Origin of the sequence: Brotaphodocola sp., from assembly GCF_050873065.1 — a bacterium.
Lineage (GTDB): Bacteria > Bacillota > Clostridia > Lachnospirales > Lachnospiraceae > Brotaphodocola.
The window spans coordinates 1-17,369 of the sequence record NZ_JBNMIC010000048.1 but is presented as its reverse complement, the minus strand read 5'-3'; the positions used below and the strand labels follow the sequence as shown (position 1 = coordinate 17,369).

At 47.0% G+C, this 17,369-nt stretch carries 17 protein-coding genes; 5 read left to right on the top strand and 12 right to left on the bottom strand.

Annotated elements, in window-relative coordinates; genetic code table 11:
• The first annotated feature begins 278 nt into the window (after window positions 1-278).
• A complete protein-coding gene (gene hpf / locus ACR0QE_RS10960) occupies window positions 279-809 on the top strand; it encodes a ribosome hibernation-promoting factor, HPF/YfiA family (protein WP_432628393.1) in 531 nt (176 codons plus the stop codon).
• Between the two features lie 147 nt (window positions 810-956).
• Here hpf and ACR0QE_RS10955 read toward each other — a convergent pair whose 3' ends face one another.
• From ACR0QE_RS10955 to ACR0QE_RS10945, 3 genes are read right to left on the bottom strand one after another with little or no spacing between them, the layout of a single operon-like run.
• Window positions 957-2,120: an acyltransferase family protein gene (locus tag ACR0QE_RS10955; RefSeq protein ID WP_432628392.1), complete on the bottom strand. Its 1,164-nt coding sequence runs from the start codon at window positions 2,118-2,120 to the stop codon at window positions 957-959.
• 9 nt (window positions 2,121-2,129) lie between these two features.
• Complete coding sequence (locus tag ACR0QE_RS10950; protein ID WP_432628391.1) at window positions 2,130-3,536, bottom strand: NlpC/P60 family protein; 1,407 nt, start codon at window positions 3,534-3,536, stop codon at window positions 2,130-2,132.
• Window positions 3,537-3,574: 38 nt separating this feature from the next.
• Complete coding sequence (locus ACR0QE_RS10945; protein WP_432628390.1) at window positions 3,575-4,681, bottom strand: NAD(P)/FAD-dependent oxidoreductase; 1,107 nt, start codon at window positions 4,679-4,681, stop codon at window positions 3,575-3,577.
• A gap of 335 nt (window positions 4,682-5,016) precedes the next feature.
• Between ACR0QE_RS10945 and ymfI the strand changes: the two genes are divergently transcribed.
• The 4 genes from ymfI (at window position 5,017) to ACR0QE_RS10925 (ending at window position 8,040) form a co-directional block, all read left to right on the top strand.
• On the top strand, window positions 5,017-5,748 hold the full coding sequence (ymfI, locus tag ACR0QE_RS10940; protein WP_432628389.1) for an elongation factor P 5-aminopentanone reductase: 732 nt from the start codon (window positions 5,017-5,019) through the stop codon (window positions 5,746-5,748).
• Window positions 5,749-5,909: 161 nt separating this feature from the next.
• Complete coding sequence (locus tag ACR0QE_RS10935; RefSeq protein WP_432628388.1) at window positions 5,910-6,638, top strand: hypothetical protein; 729 nt, start codon at window positions 5,910-5,912, stop codon at window positions 6,636-6,638.
• 117 nt (window positions 6,639-6,755) lie between these two features.
• The gene (locus ACR0QE_RS10930) at window positions 6,756-7,370 is read left to right on the top strand and encodes an RNA polymerase sigma factor (protein WP_432628387.1); all 615 of its coding nucleotides are present in this window, start codon (window positions 6,756-6,758) and stop codon (window positions 7,368-7,370) included.
• Window positions 7,363-8,040, top strand: coding sequence for a DUF4367 domain-containing protein (locus ACR0QE_RS10925; protein WP_432628386.1), 678 nt, complete (start codon window positions 7,363-7,365; stop codon window positions 8,038-8,040). Before ACR0QE_RS10930 ends, ACR0QE_RS10925 begins: the two co-directional genes overlap by 8 nt.
• A gap of 188 nt (window positions 8,041-8,228) precedes the next feature.
• Here the strand turns inward: ACR0QE_RS10925 and greA are convergent, their stop codons facing one another.
• From greA to ACR0QE_RS10880, 9 genes are all read right to left on the bottom strand, one after another.
• Window positions 8,229-8,729, bottom strand: coding sequence for a transcription elongation factor GreA (gene greA / locus ACR0QE_RS10920; protein WP_432628385.1), 501 nt, complete (start codon window positions 8,727-8,729; stop codon window positions 8,229-8,231).
• 17 nt (window positions 8,730-8,746) lie between these two features.
• Window positions 8,747-9,625 carry an ROK family protein gene (locus tag ACR0QE_RS10915; protein ID WP_432628384.1) on the bottom strand — a complete coding sequence of 293 codons (879 nt, stop codon included), beginning with the start codon at window positions 9,623-9,625 and terminating at the stop codon, window positions 8,747-8,749.
• Between the two features lie 89 nt (window positions 9,626-9,714).
• Window positions 9,715-10,650 (bottom strand): mannose-6-phosphate isomerase, class I, encoded by a 936-nt coding sequence (manA, locus tag ACR0QE_RS10910; RefSeq protein ID WP_432628383.1) that lies wholly within the window; start codon window positions 10,648-10,650, stop codon window positions 9,715-9,717.
• A gap of 99 nt (window positions 10,651-10,749) precedes the next feature.
• Complete coding sequence (locus ACR0QE_RS10905; protein ID WP_432628382.1) at window positions 10,750-11,709, bottom strand: ketopantoate reductase family protein; 960 nt, start codon at window positions 11,707-11,709, stop codon at window positions 10,750-10,752.
• 297 nt (window positions 11,710-12,006) lie between these two features.
• Complete coding sequence (locus ACR0QE_RS10900; RefSeq protein WP_432628381.1) at window positions 12,007-12,636, bottom strand: YczE/YyaS/YitT family protein; 630 nt, start codon at window positions 12,634-12,636, stop codon at window positions 12,007-12,009.
• 36 nt (window positions 12,637-12,672) lie between these two features.
• Window positions 12,673-14,265: a DUF5605 domain-containing protein gene (locus tag ACR0QE_RS10895; RefSeq protein WP_432628380.1), complete on the bottom strand. Its 1,593-nt coding sequence runs from the start codon at window positions 14,263-14,265 to the stop codon at window positions 12,673-12,675.
• A 97-nt stretch (window positions 14,266-14,362) separates the two neighbouring features.
• Complete coding sequence (locus ACR0QE_RS10890; protein ID WP_432628379.1) at window positions 14,363-15,754, bottom strand: MFS transporter; 1,392 nt, start codon at window positions 15,752-15,754, stop codon at window positions 14,363-14,365.
• Window positions 15,755-16,126: 372 nt separating this feature from the next.
• Window positions 16,127-17,143, bottom strand: a complete 1,017-nt coding sequence (locus ACR0QE_RS10885) for a LacI family DNA-binding transcriptional regulator (RefSeq protein WP_432628378.1) — start codon at window positions 17,141-17,143, stop codon at window positions 16,127-16,129.
• A gap of 29 nt (window positions 17,144-17,172) precedes the next feature.
• A partial coding sequence (locus tag ACR0QE_RS10880; RefSeq protein ID WP_432628377.1) for a hypothetical protein occupies window positions 17,173-17,369 on the bottom strand: 197 nt, incomplete at its 5' end.

The following is a 17,369-nucleotide window of genomic DNA, read 5'->3' as shown; positions in this document are numbered from 1 at the left end:
ATCACAAGATCAGTGACATAATCCAGATGGAAAAATATCGAGTCCTCTATCAATGTGCAAGGGAATGCAATGATTTTGACTCCTTTGTAAAGACCGTGGCGTAGTTTTGTGCAATTTTTCAAATTTGCTCATTTATAGTTCAATACTTATTCTTATACAGAAATATTTCTATTTATATTTTTTTAAGAATAATTGTCACAACAATTTGCGTATTTTTGTTGAATTTTTCGGACTTGTGTGCTATACTGGAGTCATCTCAAAAGAAGGAGCTGATGACTATGCGTTATACTATTACAGGAAGAAACATCGATGTGACTCCGGGCCTGCGTGCAGCAGTAGAAGAAAAAATCGGAAAACTTGATCGTTATTTTAATCCGGACACAGAGGTAATCGTCACTCTCAGCGTGCAGAAAGGCAAACAGAAAATCGAAGTTACGATCCCGGTTAAGGGAAATATGATCCGTGCTGAAGAATCCAGCAACGACATGTACGTCTCCATCGATCTGGTAGAAGAGATCATCGAGCGTCAGATGAAAAAATATAAGAATAAACTGATCGACAAGAAGCAGAGCGCAATGGCATTCTCAGATCTGTTCATCAACGAGGAATTCGATACCGATGACGAGATCGACATCGTAAAGACCAAACGCTTCGCAGTAAAGCCGATGGATCCGGAAGAGGCTTGCGTTCAGATGGAACTGCTTGGCCACACCTTCTATGTATTCCTGAATGCAGAGACCGATCAGGTCAATGTCGTATACAAGAGAAAGAACAATACATATGGTCTGATTGAGCCGGAATTTGAGTAATCGTTTCACTTAACATTTCGCTTTTCCACTTAATCAGATTCCATAAAAAATTCGAGGAGGCGCAGACGCGCCTCCTCATTTTGCTTCTTACATTTTTGCTTCTTACACTTTGTTTCTCACTTTTGCTTCTTACTTTTTGCTTCCCACTCAGATCAGTTTTCTGACCCATCTTCTCTTCTCACCGAGGCACGCCATCCACCATGCAAAGATCAGCATCGGGATAAAGATGCAGAGCATAATATTTTTCTCTGTGAGCGGCAGCGGATTGATCTTCGCCGTCCATGAAAAAAAGTAAAAGAAATAAAAATGGGACAGATACACCCACTCGCTCATCGCTCTCAGTCTTGTGAAAAGTTTCCAGTCCGGAAGACGCAGTGCAAGCGCAGCCTCCGTCAGGAAATAGGCAGTCGGTGCAGCAGAAATCACGATGTTGATATTTCCGCAGCGCGTCACCTCTTTCTTCATCACCCAGCAGAAGAAAATGGCCAGAATAAGTGACAGAAGGAACGGCAGCTGTTTCTTTTTCTTCGCAAAGAGAAGCCCCAGACACACATAAAAACTTCCGTAAAAAATTCCATTTCTCATCGTCATGCAGTGCTGTCCGTACAGATAAATCAGGTCCTGAATCTTCTGTGGAAGCATCGCCGTGAAATACCAGTTATCTCCGAGACACCCCGCCGCAAACAGCGCTCCCGTCACAAGAAGAGCCGGCGTGATATACCGCGCGCCGAGGGACACGCACCAGACAATCAGACATGCCGTGATCAGCGCCGGCAGATACCAGAGCTGGGCAATCGTGCTCGAGAAGAAGAACGAGCGGATATAAAAGATCACTGTCTCCTTGATCGATGCCGTCCCGTGGTACCAGTTGTAAATGTCGATCGGCCAGTAAATCACACACCAGAGCACATAAAGTTTCAAAATGCGCCAGCAATATTTTAAAACCTGGCTCCACCCACTCTTCTGTGCCTTTTTGCGGCTTCGCCCGCGACCATCTTCGCATCCACGCTTGCTGCTCTCGCATTCATTTCCATATCCATTTTTATTTTCATTCTTATTTTCATTTTTCTTTCCATTCCGGTTTCCGCCTTCCCTTGCACAATTCTCTGTCCCGCAGATTTTCCGAAACAGCAGAAAGCCCGCAACCGTAAAGAAAAACGGCACCGCCAGATTGGAGAGCCAGGAGCCGACAATCAGCCGCCAGCTGCTCTCCTGCGCGTAAAAGACCTGGATCATGTGGCGGCCTGCAACGAGAAGGGCGAGACCAAATTTCACGACATCCAGACCATAATACTGTTTTTTCTGTTCCATACCTCCCCCTTAATCCAAGAATGTTCCCGCTTTGCTCGGGGTTCGATAGTTGTACGGGGAGATGATGACGCCGGTTCTCGGATTGCTCGAGTGGATAACCTTTCCATCTCCTATGTAAATTGCCACATGCGTGATGTTGCTTCCACTTCCATAGAACAGAAGATCGCCCGGCTGGATGCTCGAAATCGGGATTGTCTTGACATTCTGGGCCTGATCTCTCGAGGTTCTTCCCGTCGTGATTCCAAAGTGTGCAAAAATCGCCTGCGTGAATCCGGAACAGTCAGCGCCCGTCGTCAGGCTTGTCCCACCGTACACATATTTATTTCCGAGGAACTGTTTTGCATAGGCGACAATCGCTGTTCTCGTCGCTGTGACAACCGCTGCGGAGCCCGGTCCGCCACCGCCCTTGATCGTCGCACTCTTCTTGGAATCTGAGGTGGTGGTATTTGAGGAAGACGATGAATTCGACGGCTGTACGACAGTCGCTGACGGCTTCGTGCCGGTACTGCCGTTACTGCTTGTCCCACTGTTTCCGCTGCCATTGCTGCTGTTGTTCTGTGCCGGTGAGGTTGTCGCAACATCATCCGGTTTCGTGGCAATGATCGTCGCCCCATTGTCAGAGGACGGACTCGACGCTGCCGGTGCCGATCCTCCATTCGCGGAAGAATTTGAGCCGGACGGATTTGGCGCAATCACAGTGCCATTTTCTCCTGTCTGGCTCTCCTCTGCTTCCTCCTTGGCCTCCACTCTGCGGACTTCCTCAAGCTGGGCAATCGCGGAATCTGCCTCCTGCTTTCTCTTCTCCTCTTCCGCCTTCTTTTCCTTTTCTTCCTGAAGCGTCACTGCCTGATCAAATTCCACGCGCGCCGTACAGTAATTCTTGGAGACGTAACCGACAAGATCCTCATCGATCTCCACCTTAAAGAAATCCCCCTCATCGTCGACAACGATATACTCTGCGCCCTGAGAGAGCAGCGTCAATGTCGTGCTCGTCAGATTCGGCTCAGATCTTAAGCGGAGTCCATCTGCGCTGATCGTGACAAACTCTCTCCGGATCGAACGTGCAAGCTGTTCGGCTGCATCTCCGGTCACGAAATACTGTGCCTTGATGTATCCGGTTACCGCACCCGACTGGATCCGGTACCACTTTCCGCCCTCTCCCTCGACGGTCTCAAGAATCGTCGCGGCGCAGTTGTTATAAATCTTTCCGACGATCGTACTGCTCGTGTTCGGATTCTCTCTGATGTTCACATAATCAGATACCTGTGAGACAGCAATATTTTCATAATTTCCCTGCGATGCCACAACCGATACGGTATGCTGAGATTTCTGCACATCTGCATAGGCGGGAATCACCCCCAAAGTCATCGCGCACACGCAGCTCAGGGTCAGAATCCTGATTGTTTTCTTCCTCATCTATTTGATCTCCCTCTGATTTTGATCGGTCTTTCTCTCTAACGATGATTCTGCTTCCACGCATTCAGATAGCGCTCGGCGCTGCTGACCGCATTTGCGCCATCTGACGCAGCCGTTACAATCTGGCGCAGCTGTTTTGTTCTCACATCTCCCGCCGCAAAGATACCCGGCACACTCGTCTCACACGTCTCTCCGGCACACACATACCCGTGATCCATTTTGATCAAATCTTCCACAAGTGCGCTGTTCGGATCAATTCCCACTGCCACAAAGACTCCGCTCACCGGAAGTTCAGAGTGTTCTTTGCTCTTTTCATTTCTGAGCACAAGCTTCTCCACCCTCTGCTCTCCGCAGATTTCTTCCACCACCGTGTTCCAGAGAATCGTCACATTTTCAAGCGCCATCAGCTGTTCCTGAAGTACCTTTGCCCCGCGCAGCTCCCCTCTCCGGTGAATCAGATACACCCTGCTGCACATCCGGGACAGAAAAATCGCATCTTCCAGTGCCACATCCCCACCACCGACGACAGCGACTTCCTTTTTTCGGAAAAAAGCTCCATCGCAGGTCGCACAGTAGCTCACGCCAGAACCTCTGAGGCGCTCCTCTCCAGGCACTCCGAGACTTTTATGGGTTGCTCCCGAAGCCAGAATCACGGTCTTTGCAAGATAAGTTTCTTTCTTTCCGGTGAGCACTTTCCACGTCTTCTGAAAATCCAAATGTCCGCCCGCATCCATGCGTTCCCCTGCACTGTCACCAGACTCCCTGTTTCTTTCTCCGATCGGCACAATCTCTGCATCCCCCGGTGTCTCCACCTGTGCAACGCGCAGATCCCTTGCTCCATCCTCCGAAGCATCAGGCATCTGAAGATCAGCCTCCTGCATCAGACGGATTCCCATGATCTCATCGGTGACGAATTCTGCTCCGAGATGATCTGCGTGCTCCCGAAATTTTATTCCGAGGGAAAATCCGTCCACTCCCGGAAATCCCGGGTAATTCTCAACCTCGTATGTCGTCAGCACCTGTCCGCCGCTGATCATCTCTTTCTCAATCACAAGGGTATTTAATCTCGCCCGCTGTGCATAAATCGCAGCTGCCAGTCCTGCCGGTCCGGAACCGATAATCACCAGATCATACTTTTTTTCCATGTTTCACTCCTGTTCGCTTTGATTTTCTATCACGATTTTTTATTACCATTTTCTATCTATATTTTTTCACATATCTTCCCACATATATTCCTGTGATTCACGCTTTTGCCGCGCTTCAATCAGGTAACTGTGGTTCAGTATAACACAAGTTTCTTTTAAGATACAGAGAGTTACGAAAATTGTAATTGAATCGTAAAGGATTCAAGAATTTTCCTTGCTCATTCTCCCCGAAAAACTTATAATTGACTTATCAGATTTTTCAATCTGATTTCAATCTGGTTTCAGAAAAAATGCAGCAAAAAACAGCAGATAAAAAAGAAAGGAAGCGTATTTGTATGTCTAAAAAAGTAGTGCTTGTAACGGGTGCTTCCCGCGGAATCGGAAAGGCGATCGCCGTAAAATTTGCTAAAAAAGGATATAACGTCATCATCAACTGTGCACACCGGGAGCGCGAACTGCTTCAGGCGCAAAAAGAGATCTCCGGCTATCAGGTTGGCTGCACTGCTTTCCTCGGAGATATGGGAAAGATGGAGGACTGTGAAAAACTGTTTGACCTCATCCGCAAGCAGTACGGCTCTCTCGACGTCCTCGTCAACAATGCCGGTGTCGATTACATCGGACTTCTTCAGGATATGACGAGTGAGGACTGGGACCGCATCATCCGCACAAATCTGACCTCTGTCTTTAACTGCTGCAAACTGGCAATCCCGATGATGCTCTCCGCCGGTTCCGGAAAGATCGTAAATATTTCTTCTGTCTGGGGAAATGTCGGAGCTTCCTGTGAAGTTGCCTACTCCGCAACAAAGGGCGGAATCAATGCCTTCACCCGCGCACTCGCAAAGGAACTTGCACCGAGCAACATCCAGGTGAATGCTGTTGCCTGCGGAGCGATTGATACGGAGATGAATCAGTGGATGGAGGAAGATGAGATGCTCCAGCTCGTCGACGAGATTCCGGCAGGCCGTCTTGGAACAGCGGAGGAAGTTGCCGACTTTGTCTACCACCTCGGATACAAGGGTTCCTACCTGACCGGACAGGTCATCGCCATGGACGGCGGATGGATCTGATATGGATGAATCTGATTTGAATGGATCCGATGAATGGATCTGATTTCTGCAAATAAACAATTTTTAAATTTTTTTATTTTTTTTGCAACATTTCATTCTCCTCATCTGTATAAAGGGTAGAAAACAAAAAACAAACTAAGAAAGATGAGGAGAATTTTATTATGAGAAGAACAAACAAAAATGAGAACGCAGCAAACTGGAACAAGAATGGCTTTGATCAGAAAAGCAGTACCAAAACAACCGGCAGCCGCAAGATCCGCACCTGTCTCACAGCTCTCGGTCTTCTGACACTCGTCTCGATGAGTGCCTGCGCGAGGCACGAGGCTGCGGCCGGGGCCGAGATTTCAACCAGGGCTGAGACCACAGCAAATGAAATTTCGGCACACGAACCCACTGCAAATGAGACTGAGCAGATGGCTTCGATGCCAAACCCGTTCACAGACCACACAAGTCTCGCCGACGCTCAGACAGCTGCGGGATTTTCGATCAAGGTTCCCGAGGCGGTTCAGGGAGTCTCTGCGAACGTCTTTCGCACCCTCGGAAACGAGATGATTGAGGTAATCTACCTCAGAGACTACGACGCAAAGAACGGTCAGGAAGATGCAACAGCAGACAACAGCACTTCTGAGACTTCCTGCACAGAGATCGCGCGGATCCGAAAAGGTCTCTATGACAAAAATTCTGATACAGACAGCGCAGATATCAGCGGGGACTACAATACCTACTCCGAGACTTCCACTTCCAAGATCGGCACACGCGAAGTCACAATGAAGGGAGATAATGGCATGGTGAAAACTGCGATCTGGACAGACGGCGGTTATGCTTACTCGATCAGCACAGATGGCATCTCTGTCGATGAGATCAGCGCTCTGATTGCTGACATCGAGTAACGCAGGAACAGATATTGAGCAACACCGGAATGTCAGTAATATCTCTCACCGGCGCAGCTTTCATCTGCGCGTCAACAAACGACACACCAAAGAAATTTTAAGGGGATTTGTATTTGTATGAGTATGCTTTCATTGGAACTTTCCTGCCCGCCGGGCGGTTTCGATTTTTTGAGATCACTGAAAAAATTTCTGTCGGTCTTCCACGCAAAGATTTATAGATATGCATCTGGAAAAAAGCGGCTGGCACGTCAGGAATCTCTCGCAGAGAATGCCGGCTACATTCTTGACACTTACGGAAACTCCATCCTGCGCCTTGCCTACTCCTACGTGCACAACATGAGCGATGCCGAGGATCTCCTTCAGGATACCCTGATATCCTACCTCGACTCCGCCCCCTCATTTGAAAATGAGGCACACGAGAAAGCATGGCTTTTAAAGGTTGCCGCCAATCTCTCCAAAAACAGGATTGCCTACAACCGCCTCCGCATGACCGATGAGCTTGACGAGAAGCTGATCGACGAGAAAAAAGACGATCTCTCCTTTGTCTGGGAAGCCGTCAAAAATCTTCCCGACAAATATCGGGAAGCCATTCACCTGTTTTATTACGAGGGCTACTCGACCGCGGAGATCGCAAAGATTCTCGGACGCAAGGAGAGCACAATCCGCTCAGATCTAAGGCGGGGACGCGCGGAGCTGAGATTTATTTTGAAGGAGGTGTATGACTTTGAGTAAATCCCCCAAGAATAACTCCTACAAAGAAATCATGGATCACATTGAAGTCACGGATGAGATGCGCAGTCGAATTCTGAAAAATGTTGTGCTCTCTCAGGAGAAGAAACTCTTTCCGTTCCAGAGATTTTCCCGCTACCTTCCTGTATGTGCCAGCCTCCTGATCCTCGCAATTGGAGCTTCGACACTCCCACAGATGGTCAACCGGATCACAAATCCACCGCCCGTCGAAGGGGTTGGAAGTGCCCCGGGAACTTCGTCGATTGAGACCTGCAAATCCATCAATGAACTCTCCCGGAGAATGGGATTTAAGGTCTTTGGACTCTATGATTTCCCGTTTGAAGTGAATTCCACCGAGTACACCTCCTACTTTGATGAGCTTGCACAGATCACTTACAGAGGTACTGACAATGAAATTACCTACCGCCAGTCCGCAAGAGGAGAAGAGACGGACAATTCCGGGGATTACAACGAATATTCCGATGTCATCACAACGGATCTTGACGGACTTTCTCTTATCCTGAAAGGAGAAAACGGAAACTATGTTCTCGCCATCTGGCATGACGAAACCTTCTGTTATTCCATCAGCTGTGAACCTGGGCTTAAGCGAGATGAACTCGAGCATCTTGTAGATGAGATTGCCACGGAAGCCTCCGAAGAATCACGCAAATAAATTGTCACATCGGAGATCTCCGCTTCACCATAAAAAAGAATGTGCTTTGGCAACCATCTTCCCCTGCGCCGAGTGCGCATCCTTGCGGAGCATTTTTTGTATGATAGGACGCAATTTCCTATCATATAAAAAATTCCCGCACCGCCATCGACTTAAACAAAAGCCAATGGTGGCGCGGGATATTTCGTTTAATACTTCCGGATCGTGTCGTCCGAATCGTCAGTGTTCTCGATCTTTCGGATTGTCACATAATAGCTGTATGTCTCATTTGCCTGCACCAGCACGCGGTCGCCAACTTTATGGCGCAGAATCGCCCGCCCAAGCGGCGACTCCGTGCTGATCATGTTGTGGATCGAACTTCCGCGTATGCTTGTCACAAGCTTGTAGACTTCTTCCTCGTCATCATCTTCCATGAAAAGAGTCACCGTATTATTCAGCCCAACTTCGTCCTCGCGGGAAGCATCGGAAATCACAATCGCATTTTTAAGCATATTCTCCAGATAACGGATTCTGCTCTCATTCTGATTTTTCTCCCGCTTTGCCGCGTGATACTCAAAATTCTCACTCAAGTCTCCATGTGAGCGCGCTTCCTTGACTGCCTCAATCAGTTTCGGGCGCTCCACCAGTTTTCTCTGGTCAATCTCCTGTTGAATTTTTTCTACGTCGTGCTGTGTCAGTTTTTCTCTCATTGCCGTCAGATCCTTACTTAATTTTCCTCTTTCAGACTGTCCATCGCCAGCTTAATGCAGCCCATGATTCCCTGATCATCGTTGAGGCTTGCCGGAACGATGTAATTGTCAATGTCAGCCAGCTCTTTTGCCTGGATATAGCCGTTCAGTTCTTTGAGCATCTTCTCGCGAATCATCGGGAAGAGTTGTTTCTGGTGCATGACGCCGCCGCCTAAAATGATCTTCTGCGGGCTGAGCGTCAGAACGATTCCCATCAGTGCCTGAGCAATGTAATAACTCTCAAGATCCCATACTTCCTCGCGGTCTGCGAGCTGAATTGCCTTTGCTCCCCATCTCTCCTCGATTGCCGGGCCTGCTGCCATACCCTCAAAGCAGGTTCCGTGGTACGGGCATTTTCCCTTGTAGGTGTCACCGCTGCGCGGAACCATCTTCACATGGCCAGCCTCCGGATGAAGCATGCCGTGAAGCATCTTTCCGTTGGTCATGATTCCTGCACCGACACCGGTTCCGATTGTGAAATAAACAGCATCCGTCAGCCCCTTTGCACAGCCCCAGGTCACCTCTCCTAAAAGAGAGCCATTTACATCGGTGTCAAATCCAACCGGAATCTTGAGTGCATCCTTGATTGCACCGACGATGTTGTAATTTCTCCACGGGATCTTCGGTGTGGAAGTGATGTATCCGTAAGTCTCAGAATTCTTGTTCAGATCGATCGGTCCAAAGCAGGCAACTCCGATTGCTGAAATCTCCTTATCCTTGAAATATTCCAGAATTGCCGGCATCGTCTCCTCCGGAGTCGTTGTGGGAATCGACTTCTGCTCTAAAATCTCTCCATTTTCATTTCCGATTGCGCATACCATTTTTGTACCGCCTGCTTCAAGTGCTCCAAACAGCATAGTTTTGCTCTCCTTTTCTTATTTTCTCATTTCTGCTCAAGTTCTCTCATCTTTTATATCCGTTTTTTTATCCGCCTTTTATCGACATTTTAAGAAACATGAGAGGTGATCAGTTCAAGCTTTCCGTCAAATTCCAGATTGCCACAGCCAAACGGCGCGATGAAGTGATCCCCTTTCTTGATCGGACGCCCATTCACGCTTCCCTCGCCTTCAAGGACATCGACAATCAGGAAGGAATACGGCTGTTCCATTGTCATCTTCTCTGCAATCTCAAAGTGATCCACCGTAAACAGCGGACAGCTCACAAGACGCTGGCTGATGTTTCCGTCTTTCTCGACTGCTTCCTGCACAGTATTCTCACGCTCCTGCGGGCAGCGGATCACGTCAAGACTCTGCTTGATGTGAAGCTGTCTCGGCTTGCCGTCCTGCAATCTTCCATAGTCGTACAGGCGATAGGTGATGTTACTGTTCTGCTGGGTCTCGAGGATCAGCGTTCCCTTGCGGATCGCATGAACCGTGCCTGCCGGAATGTAGAAGAAATCACCCTTGTGAATCGGAATCACGTTCAGAAGGTCATCCCATCTTCCCTCATCGATCATCGCTTTCAGCTCTTCTTTTGTCTGGGCTTTGTGACCGATCACGATGTCCGCTCCCTCATCACAGTCCACGATATACCAGCACTCGGTCTTTCCTTTCTCTCCGTTCTCATGAGAGTACGCATACTCATCGTCCGGATGTACCTGAATGCTCAGATGATCTCTCGCATCGATGAGCTTGATCAGAAGTGGAAATACCTCGCCTTCCAGATTTCCGAAAAGCTCTCTGTGCTGATCCCAGAGTTCCTTCAGCGTCTTTCCTGCATACGTTCCGTCCGTCACAACACTCTGACCGTCCGGATTTGCACTGATCACCCACGCCTCTCCGGTGTGATCGCCCTGTGTCTCATAACCATAAATGCTCTTTAATTTTGTTCCGCCCCAAATAACTTCCTTGCAATAAGGCTTCATAAATAACAGTTCACCCATGAGAAATCTCCTTTGCCATTTTTTTAACTATCTTGCTTGTCCCATCATATCACAAAACAGAGCGCGGTGAAAGAAAATTTTATGCCCATCTTTCAAAACTTATTTTGACCAGACAAGCTCCTCGTTCTGATCGTCGTAATCAAATTTTCCGTCATTCTTTTCTTCGAGTGCCTTAATCATATGATAGGTATACTCGTTGTACGGAGTCGCGATTCCAAGCTCTTTTCCCATGCGCATCAGTGCGCCGGAGAACATATCAATCTCCGTGTGTCTGCCTGCCTCAAGATCCTGCAAAGTAGAATATCTCGCCGACGGGCGCACCGGTGCTCCATGCGTGGAAGAAGACGCAATCCGGGACATATCAATTCCCTTTGCCGCTGCAATCGCCTCAAGTTCCGCACGCAGACCATCGCTGATCGCTTTCATATGAACACTGTCGCGGTAACATCCGACTCCCGCCCCGAGAATCGCCTGCGGAAGGTTGTTGCAGACATTCAGGCGGAACTTGCTCCACATCTCCTCGCGGATACAGTCAGTCGAGCGGATGCGGATTCCGGTATCTGCAAAGAGTGCCTTGACCGCCTGCACGCGCTCACTCTCATACGGAGCAGAAACTTCTCCGAAAATAATTCCGATCGTCGTCTCCGGGTCAAAGTAGCAACCATCTTCTTTTCTCTGGGAAGCAACCTTAATCAGAGAATACAAAATATGAGACTCCCCGATCTCCTTTGCAATCAGCTCCTCGCTGTCAATTCCGTTCATCAGGCTCATCACGATCGTGTTCTCACCGACAATCGTCCGGATCATTTTCATTGCCCCCGGAAGTGCCCCGTATTTCAGAGAGACAATCAGAAGATCCACGCCGTGTGCCTCCTTGGGCGACCAAATATCCGGGCGGTAGACCTCCCCGTTGATCCTGCATCCATTTGCCTTCAGGCGCTCTGCGCGCTCTCCTTCCGCAACCACGCCGAGTTTAACCTTTTTATCTTTATAAAGTCCCCAAATGATGTATGAGCCGACTGCCCCCGCTCCCAAAACTGCAACTGATTTTATCTCCATCTTGATCTTCTCCTCCTTCTCTGAATCGAATTCTTTATTCGGATACTCCGGTATATCCCTGCCACCATTATACACGATCTGTACGCTTTATCCATATCCGTTTCTCAGTGTTCGAAGAAAATTTTTTAGAAAACAAAAAATCAAATCCAAAGTACATCTCTACGGAGCATTTTTATATAATAGGACGTAATTTCCCATCATACAAAAATCTTGTCATACAAAAAAGTCACTGTGCAAAAAAGGAAATTCTCTTCTTTTCACAGTGACTAGAGTTTATCCATGATTTAATTTTATTTTTTATGCTATCATTCTGCTCGCAAGATTTCTGCGAAACCATGTGACAAGCGGTCCCGTCATACAAGCGGTCGCAAGTGTTGCAATTCCAATCACGCTTCCCGTCGCAAACCCAATCGCGACACTCACCACATCGAGCAGAACCCTCGCAATCGAAAATTTCACCCGCCCTCTCGTCCAGATTTCAATCATCTGACCGAGCGCATCATACGGGGCAACTCCGATTGCACACTCAACATAGATAGCGACTCCGACGCAGTAAAACAGAAGCGCAATCACCATAATCCCCAGACGAATCCCGATCAGACTTTGCATCTGCTCAACACCGATTCCGACATGTCCACACAGCCAGACAATGAAATCCGACATGTAAGCGACACCGATCATATTGACAAAAGATCCAAACTGAATTCCCTCCCGGTACCAGATCAACATCGGAATAAAAAAGACAAAATTCCAAAGCATCTGGTACGTCCCGTAACTGATCGGCAGATGACTGCTGACTCCCAGATTCATACAGGAAAACGGATCTGTTCCCAAATTTGCAAGTCGAAACAGCGCACAGCCCACACCGATAATCAGGTTTCCGATGATGACCCAGAGAATCCTGCGAAATGGAAACGAATTTCTCATTTTCTTTTACCTCTCATCTTTACACTCAACTTATCCTCACACGTTCTCACTCTCTACCTGTTTCATTCTAACTGCCATATACTGTCTTGCACCCATTTTGATTCGGATTTTTCCTTCATAAATTTCCGGAAGTTCTTCAATCGTCATATTCCAGGTATCAATAAGTTCCAGTTTGTATTTCTTTCCTGCCGGCAGAGTATAGTTGCGGTAAAGCGGTCTGGAGAATCCATAGTAATACAGGAAAAACTCATCCCCAAGATGCATACACGGCGCATCCCAATTCTCCTCGTGATTCTCCGGTGTCAACTCAAGCGGTTCTGCATCCACCGGCGTTTCTGCCAAAATCTGCTTTAAAAATCCGATCCGTGCCACGCTGTCTCCTGTCAGCGTTCCGCCGTGAGACCACCAGATCTGATCTCCACGATCCACATAGGTTTCGCCGTGAGATAAATAACCACCGCGCACACAGCCCTCCCAGTATCTTCTCGTCAGCTCTTCTCCGGTTAAATTTCCCCAGCCAAAATCAATATTTCCCTCATATCCGCACTCATCGATCACAACCGGTTTGCGGTACTGTTTTCTCCACTCCGTTACCATCTCTGCCGTCTTATACACATCAATTCTCTGGATACTGCAATGCGTCACCCAGGGTCTGCTGTGATCGTAGAACGGGATACAGTTGTGAATGGAGCGAAGATGTCCATAGGGATCATTTTCCATAATGACATGTGCGTAGGTCTCCCAGTTCTCCACCGGCTTCTGTGGCATCAGATCATATTCATTTGCCAGTGACCACCAGACATTCTTGAAATGAGAGAGTCTTCTAACGACATAGGTGAGATAAAAAATATCCTGCTCTCTCGTCATTTTACTAAATCCCCACCGGTCATACGGATGCAGGAGAATGATGTCTGCCTGAATACCAAGCTCATCAAGCTGGTTTACCCGCTTTTCGAGATTCTCAAAAAATTTCGGATTGAACCGCTCAAAATCAAAACCGCTTTCAGCATCCCCCTCAAACGCATACATCTCCGGATCTTCCGTATTGTAGGAGTAAGACTTCGGGAAAATGCACATCCGAATCTTGTTGAATGGAGTCTGTTTCAAAGTCTCAAGCGTCTGCTCCTGGATCTCCTCCTTCTGGTTGATCCACGCATAGCAGGTCGTTCCAAACGGCTGGTATCTCGTTCCATCCTCATATGCAAAGTGATATTCATCCTCAGTCGGATAAAAATTTACCTCGCCTTTTTGGTAAACATTCTTTGCGAGAAGAACCCGTCCATGGTTTTCCTCGGAAGCCGGAGTGCACAGGAAACTTCCGCTTCTGCGCTCTCCGTTTTCATCATTTTTCTCCTCTCCGATTTTATCATCCTCCGTGCAGACGATCCTCTCATCATCCACATCCATGCCGAAAATCTCATACTTCCACTCTCCGACACTCCCCGGCATAAAACGGATTCCATAATTGCCGTCCCCTTTATAGAATCCTTTTACACGATATCTCTCCGTACCATTTGAGAAAACAGCCTCCAACTTTGCTTCCTTAAACGGATTTCCGGCTTTGCTTCCCTTTATATTCAAATCAAAAACCTTATACTGTTCCACACTTCTCTTTTCCATTTTTTCCATCTTCTCCAGCTTCCCACTTCATGCTATCTCACTCTAGTTTGCTCTGTTTCACTTTATTTTGCTTTCTTTTACTTTCTTTTAATTTCTTTCACTCTGTTTATTTCTGAGCATTCTTTTTCTCTGCCCGTGCTTCAAGTTCCTTTACAATTCCGCCGTACTCCTCATCGAGTTTATAAAAGAGCAGAATGACAAACATGATTGCAAATACCACAATCGGCACATACAGGAAAATCATGCGAATTCCGTTGATGGCGCTGTCCGGCTGAATTGCAGAAGAGCTCACGAAACCAAATCCAGCAAGCACCCAACCAAGAATTGCTGATCCGATACCAGAACCTATCTTCTGTCCAATCGAATTTGCACTGAACACAAGTCCTTCTGCACGGATTCCGGAATTCCAATCATTGTACTCAACCGTATCTGCAAGCATTCCATACATCACGCCTGAGAGTGCTGCGTTTCCAATTCCTTTGACAACAGCTGCCGTATAGAGCACTGCATAGCTTGTCGGATTGACAAGAACCATCGCATATCCGACAAAAGAGATTGCCACACCTGCAATCGCAATTTTCTGCTTTCCTGCTTTTCGGATAATTGCGGTGCACATTGCAAACGCGACGAACGAAGCAATATTCTGGAAAATCGAGAGGCTTCCAACAAGGCTGTCATCTTTCATGATAAACTGCGCATAGTACACATTTACACCGATAAAAGCATTTACCACACTGTTTAAGAAGAAAATTGCAAGCAGAATCAACCAGTATTTGTTGTTTACAAGACTCTTAAGCGCCTCTGAAATATTGACTTTCTCAACAGTATCATTCTTCTCAGCTTCCTCAGTGACCGCCTCTTTCGTGGTGAAAAATACAACCAAAAACAGTACAACTGCAACTGCACCGTAAATCACAAATGTCTTCATCCACGCACTTGAATCATTTCCAAAATATTTAACAAGCGGAAGCGTCAGTGCATTGACAACCATTCCTCCACCAAATGCAAATACCATCTTAGAAATATTTAAATATCCTCGTTCCGTCTGGTTCTTCGTCATCAGCGCTGCCAGAGAACCAAACGGAAGATTGATTGCAGTATACACAACTGTCACTGCCAGGTTATAGGTCAGAAACGCATAGACAATCTTTCCCGTTGTTCCAAAATCCGGAGCACTGAACATCAATACCAGAGACACTGCAAATGGAACGCACCACCACAGAAGCCACGGACGCGCTTTTCCATGTTTGCTGTGAATCTTTTCCATGAATGTTCCCACAATCAGATCACTCACACCATCCATCAGACGCGACAGAAGCAGAATTGTCCCCACAATTCCTGCACCAAGTCCCGCCACATTTGTCAAAAAGTATGTGAAAAAAGAATTGACCGGAGCATACATCATATTGTTTGCAAAGTCTCCAACTCCATAGCCGATTCGCTCTTTCATATGGAGCGAACGATTTTCCCCCTCATACACATTATTTGTCTGTTTCATCCCCTGTTACCTCCCATATTTTTTTGTTTCCCCCTGAAGTTCTTCTCTCTCACTTATGTCTCTCTTATGTCCCCGTCCTGTCTTTTCATTCAAGTTTGTTTAAACTCATTTGAACTTTGCATCTTTATCTTACTCTGTTTTGTTGAATTTTTCAACTATCTTAAACGCATTTTAACTTTTTCTGCTTGTTTCATAAACAAATTCACCAGTTTTTGACTTAAATGCACAAAAAATCAGGAGTATTTAAACAAAATCGTTTAAACACTCCTGATTTTCTTTTTTCTTTCCTATTTTGTTGTTATTTCTTTCTGATTCCGTTTCTTTTTCTTTGACCTTTTTGTATCTTACGCGCGCCATCACGCCATCCCTCAGTCACTCTATCAGGTCTGATTCTGCAAACACCTTCAGTCTTGCCGACCACTCTCCACGAATCTCTTTTTCAAGCAATTCCATTGCAATCTGGGCGCGCTCCGCATGCGGGATTTTCATTTGAACAAACGGAATTCCCGATGCCATGTACTCCGGCACCTCATCAATTCCAATAAGTTTTAACTGATCCGGTACCCGAATTCCAAGTTTCCGTACCGCAACTGCTGTGCCAATCGAAACCTGATAATTTTCAAGCAGAATTCCATCTGGAAGAGGATGCGTCTGGAACCAGTTCAATGCATTCTGCGTAATCTCTGGAATTGTATTTCCAAGTGCTACAAAATCGCTCTTCTCCGGAATTGTCCCCGACGAAATCATATCGTTCTGAAATGCCTCTCTCCTTTTTCTGAAATTGTAGATGTTTTTGTCCGTGGAAAAATATCGAATCTGATCAGCACCATGTGCTCTCAAATAATCCAATGCCTTGTGTACCGTTCCATAGTTGTTGATGCAGACACTGCTGTATCTTCCATCTGGAACATCACAATCGTACAGGACGATCGGTTTATGAATCTGGCTTAAGATCTCCCTGTCTGTCTCATCCATCTCCGTTCCAAACACAATGACTCCGGCGACCAGATCCAGATTGCACTCTCTAATGACATTTGCAATCTCCTCCTCATCCTCCCCCACATAGGTCAGTCCGTACAGATATCCCATTTTTCTCGCCTGTGCATCGAACGTCGCAAGAACTTCCGACCATAGATCCAATTCCGGGTCACAGACGACCTTCTTCTGATGATTCAGAATCACTACCTTAATCAGCAGAGGCTGTCCATTTTGCAGACTTACGGACACAGATTCTGGTATCATCCCATCGTTTTTTTCCATCTGCGCAATGCAGTCCAAAACCTTCTGTCTCGTCTCCTGATTGACTCCCGGTTTGTTGTGAACCGCCAGAGATACCGTTGCCTTAGAAATCCCGAGATGTCTCGCCACATCTACCATCTTTATCTTCATCTGTCAAATCCTTTCCTCAGTAAACCCGCCTAATTCTCCACAGTTTTCTGTCTGTCATTTTTTAGTCGATCCTCGTGGAGCATATAACCCCAAAGTTGATTTATTAATGTGAACTGCCCATTGTCTAAAGCCAATGGGCTTCCTGCTTCACAGACCTCGTGACCTACTATCTCCACAGGCGTTAATTCGGGCAGTCCCCGCCCTATATATTTATTCTTCTTATGCT

Coding starts and splice junctions, on each gene's coding strand:
- ACR0QE_RS10930 (WP_432628387.1), top strand. CDS start 6,756: ATGAGTATGCTTTCATTGGAACTTTCCTGCCCGCCGGGCGGTTTCGAT.
- ACR0QE_RS10900 (WP_432628381.1), bottom strand. CDS start 12,636: ATGAGAAATTCGTTTCCATTTCGCAGGATTCTCTGGGTCATCATCGGA.
- ACR0QE_RS10945 (WP_432628390.1), bottom strand. CDS start 4,681: ATGGAAAAAAAGTATGATCTGGTGATTATCGGTTCCGGACCGGCAGGA.
- ACR0QE_RS10915 (WP_432628384.1), bottom strand. CDS start 9,625: ATGCTGTTTGGAGCACTTGAAGCAGGCGGTACAAAAATGGTATGCGCA.
- greA (WP_432628385.1), bottom strand. CDS start 8,729: ATGAGAGAAAAACTGACACAGCACGACGTAGAAAAAATTCAACAGGAG.
- ACR0QE_RS10885 (WP_432628378.1), bottom strand. CDS start 17,143: ATGAAGATAAAGATGGTAGATGTGGCGAGACATCTCGGGATTTCTAAG.
- ACR0QE_RS10890 (WP_432628379.1), bottom strand. CDS start 15,754: ATGAAACAGACAAATAATGTGTATGAGGGGGAAAATCGTTCGCTCCAT.
- ACR0QE_RS10950 (WP_432628391.1), bottom strand. CDS start 3,536: ATGAGGAAGAAAACAATCAGGATTCTGACCCTGAGCTGCGTGTGCGCG.
- ACR0QE_RS10895 (WP_432628380.1), bottom strand. CDS start 14,265: ATGGAAAAAATGGAAAAGAGAAGTGTGGAACAGTATAAGGTTTTTGAT.
- ACR0QE_RS10955 (WP_432628392.1), bottom strand. CDS start 2,120: ATGGAACAGAAAAAACAGTATTATGGTCTGGATGTCGTGAAATTTGGT.
- ACR0QE_RS10905 (WP_432628382.1), bottom strand. CDS start 11,709: ATGGAGATAAAATCAGTTGCAGTTTTGGGAGCGGGGGCAGTCGGCTCA.
- manA (WP_432628383.1), bottom strand. CDS start 10,650: ATGGGTGAACTGTTATTTATGAAGCCTTATTGCAAGGAAGTTATTTGG.
- ACR0QE_RS10935 (WP_432628388.1), top strand. CDS start 5,910: ATGAGAAGAACAAACAAAAATGAGAACGCAGCAAACTGGAACAAGAAT.
- hpf (WP_432628393.1), top strand. CDS start 279: ATGCGTTATACTATTACAGGAAGAAACATCGATGTGACTCCGGGCCTG.
- ymfI (WP_432628389.1), top strand. CDS start 5,017: ATGTCTAAAAAAGTAGTGCTTGTAACGGGTGCTTCCCGCGGAATCGGA.